The organism is Alteromonas sp. G4i13, assembly GCF_054960505.1.
In genome coordinates this window covers 1-767 of record NZ_JBHNYX010000116.1, presented here as the reverse complement: position 1 = coordinate 767, position 767 = coordinate 1, and the positions used below count along the sequence as shown (strand labels likewise).

Sequence of the window (767 nt, the reverse complement as noted above, 5' to 3'; positions counted from 1 at the left end):
AAGCTCAATGCCGAATCAGTTGATGTAATTTGGTTAGGCTCAAATCCTAATGTTCCTGAATCTCTCGACGCTATTTTGTCTCCTTCCTCCCCTTCCCACTACGAGGGTTTTGTGCAACAAGCCATGAACGACAATTTCAGCGAAGCGTACAAAAATAGCGAAGGTGCGAATGTCCCATTGTGGGATCCTATTAACAAGCCAAACAACAAGTGGCAATTCTACTCAGAGATATTCAACAAGCGGTTTGGTGAACACAAAACGCTCATGGCTAACATAGTGCTGTGGGGAAGTAAGGATTTTAAAAGCTTCACTTCTCAGTTGGCTAAATACGATAAAGCGCTTTTAGAGAGAGCTATTCAGTTTTCTTACGAGCTGAACAATCAGATAATCGAGTACTTCAAGCCAAAAGTTGTTCTTGTTCCCAAGAGCTCTAATAGCCCATCATCAAAGAATTGGCTACTACACTCTTCAAACTTAACAGACATACAGCATCACGAAGTGAGAGGTAAAGTAACGTTCAAGTTTTCAGTAGGTAGCCTGCAAAAAGGCGATTTTAAAACAACTGTAATATCAGCCCCCCACCCTTCATACACACCAAGAATTGGTCGTGAATTTAGAGAGTCTGCGCAAAACGCTATCTTCACAGTATTACAAAATTGCTGATACTTATTAATCTACTTCATAAACAAAAACTAATTTTGCATTTGTTAGCATCTTTAGTTGATGAGTTTATCGCACGAGAGTTACATGATAGAACTTAAGATTTT

General features: G+C 39.4%; 1 protein-coding gene. It reads left to right on the top strand.

Annotation, left to right across the window (positions count from 1 at the left end; genetic code table 11):
- Nucleotides 1-663, top strand: a 663-nt coding sequence (locus tag ACFI6J_RS21535; protein ID WP_462586402.1) for a hypothetical protein, incomplete at its 5' end; no start/stop codon positions are given.
- Nucleotides 664-767: the final 104 nt, after the last annotated feature.